Source organism: Bradyrhizobium sp. (assembly GCF_049512235.1).
GTDB lineage: Bacteria > Pseudomonadota > Alphaproteobacteria > Rhizobiales > Xanthobacteraceae > Bradyrhizobium.
The window spans coordinates 1-2,756 of record NZ_JBEKXH010000694.1; the positions used below are offsets into that span (position 1 = coordinate 1).

Annotated in this window: 2 protein-coding genes; one reads left to right on the top strand and one right to left on the bottom strand. The window is 61.5% G+C overall.

The genetic code is table 11. The features are described from left to right. Positions 1-206 (top strand): hypothetical protein (locus ABSG20_RS34050; protein ID WP_423868827.1); only part of this gene is annotated, 206 nt, incomplete at its 5' end. Positions 207-458: 252 nt separating this feature from the next. Here ABSG20_RS34050 and ABSG20_RS34055 read toward each other — a convergent pair. Then, positions 459-2,756: ATP-binding protein (locus ABSG20_RS34055; protein ID WP_423868828.1), on the bottom strand; the 2,298-nt coding region annotated here is incomplete at its 5' end.

Consider the following 2,756-nt stretch of genomic DNA (forward strand, 5'->3'; position numbering starts at 1 on the left):
ATATCAAGCCGCAGAAGCATGGCGATCATCAGATGGTGGTGTTCACCTTTGCCGGCGAGCTCAAGGGAACACACGCCAAAAAATGGAATGACGCCGTTCTGGACCTCAAGCGGCATTTTGGAACGAGTGTCATGGGCGTCACAATGAAGGGGCATTCGACGCCTCCAAATTTGATGGTGCCGAAGAAGAGTAAGAAGAAAAAATGATCGGTCATTCTGACGGTCGATCCTGTGACTAGGAAAAAGCCCAACTCGCCGATGCAGCTGAGTGTTTCCCTGGTCGGCGATCAGCGGTTGACACAGAACTTGATCCTCGAAGTCCGCGAGGCCGCTCGGCGCTGTGGCCTTGAAATTCCTGACATTCAGGTCCAGCAGAGGCCCCGGGTTGGTCCGAAGGTAAAATTGACCTCAGGCCGCAAATCCAAATAGCGCACCCCAAAAACCATCCATCATTGTCATTTAAGCTTTGAACCAGCGCTTCATGCCGAGCTGGTTCAGCATGCGCTGGCCACGATCCCGCAGTTCGTTGGCCTCTTTCCGCAGACCTCGCCGCTCCTCCAGATCGCCAGACCCGAGATGACAGTGCGCCAACAGCGGCAGCAGGCCCAGTTCGGTGGCAAGCGCTGTGGCGGTCTCGAACATCGCAGCGGCGGAATCGAGGTCGGTGCCGCGAGCGCTGTGGATGGTGCCCAAGAGCCAGCAGGCATGCGCTTCAGCGCCGCGCTCCTCACGCGCCCTGGTCCGTTGCACCGCGTCGGTCGCCACCGTCAGCGCTTTTTCCAGCTCGCCGGCCAGCAGGAATGCCTCGGACAAGGCGGTAAGTGTGGTCGAGCGGGTAAGCTGCGGTTCGGCGGAGGCGTCGCGGACGACGGCCTTTTCCAGCAGCGAAAGCCCTTCTTTGACCTGCCCGATTCGGGCCATGGTGCGACCCAGCGCAGCCATGATCCGGGAAGCGTAGGCGTCCAGATCGTGCGTTCTGCAGACGTCGAGCAGGCGGTCGAACACGACCACGGCTTCTCCCGAAGCTCCCCGACTGAGCGCGACCGACCCAATACTCCAGTAAGCCCACATGATGGAATCCGGCTGCCCGATGGCGTCTGCCCGACGGGCGGCCTCAGCCGCATGCGCCGCCGCATCCTCGAACGCGCCTGCTTCGGCGAGGCTTGCCGCGAGATGACTTCGGGCAAAGGCCGCCGGGAGAACCGGAAGCCCATGAAAGTCGTCGAACGGTTTGAATTCCAGATCCATGATAATACCCTCCAGCGTTCCGATCGCCAGCCGGTATTCGCCCCGGGCCAGCCTGGCGCGGGCCAGGTACATGTTGGTTGCGAGCTCAAGGCGATGGTCGCCAAGCTCGCGGGCGATGTTCAAGGCGCGCTCGCCGGTCTGCAGGGCCTCCGCGTAGCGGGCCTGAAGGACGAGGCAGTTGGCGGTAAAGGATACCACGCGCCCCAGTCTCGAGCGGTCGTTGAGTTCGATCGCAAGGACCTCGGCCGCCCTGAGATAATCGAGCGTTTGTTGCACCCGTCCGAGCGGCGTAAGCGCATGCCGCAGCGCAATCCGCAAATCGATGGCCCGTGTCGCGCGATCGCCCGCGGGCAAATGATCGATCGCGATCAAAGCGTTCTCCAGATGCTGGACTGCAACCCGGTTCGCCGCACGTGCAATTTCCAGCGCGGCAGCGGCTTGGAGATGGATCGCCGCGCGGCCCCAGGCCTGGGCCCGAAAGGCGTGAAAGGCCAGCCAATCCGCCTTCTCGAACAACTTGTCGACATACAAATGCTCGCCGGCGACAAGCGCGGCGGCGTGCAACGTTCGCCGCCGATCCGCCGATAGCATTTGATAGGCGGCATCGTGGATCAGGGCATGTTTGAAGGTGTATTCAATGTCCGGGAAGAGGTTGGTTTCGTACAGGAATTCAGCTGCCTGCAAACGTTTCAGGCCGTCCCGGAGCGCTTCCGGCGACAAATCTCCGACGGCCTGCAGGATGTTGCGGGGCACTTGATAGCCAACCACGGCAGCGGCCTGAAGCAAGCGCTTGTCGAGCGGGGCAAGGCGGTCGATGCGCGAGGTGAGCAGCGCCTCGATGGTCACGGGTATTTTGAGGTCCGAAATCGACTTTGTTGCGCGGTAGCCCGCCGGCTCGCCGCTAAGAACGCCGGTCTCTACCAGCGCTCGCACACTTTCTTCGAGGAAGAAGGGAGTGCCCCCGGTCTTCTCGATCAGGAAGCGCTTGAGCGGCTCAAGTCCGATGTCGGTGCCGACCAGCGTGTTCAGCAATTCGCCAGCCCTGTCCGGTACCAGCGGATCGATTCGCACCTGGGTGTAGTAGGTCTTGCTGGCCCAGCCATGTCGGTATTCCGGCCTGAAGTTGACGAGCAGCAGGATCCGTGCGCTAGGCAGGCCATCGACAATGCCATCGATCAATACCTGGGTTTCCGGATCAATCGAATGCAGGTCTTCCAGGACGATCAGCAGCGGTTGTACCTCGCTTTCGCGGAACAGCAGGCGCTTGACTGCATCCAATGTACGTTGCCGGCGCTGCGGCGGGTCCGAGCCGGAGGAGGAATGGAGATCGTCGGGCGGCAGACCGAGAATTGTGAGCAGGGCCGGCAGCATCGACAGCAACGCGTCATCGAGAGCGAGGAGTTTGCTGGTTACCTTCTCGCGAATCGCCAGGGGGTCATCGGATGTCGAAAGCTGGAAGTAGCCTTTGAGGAATTCGGTCACCGGCAGGTAGCTCGCCGCCGCACCGTA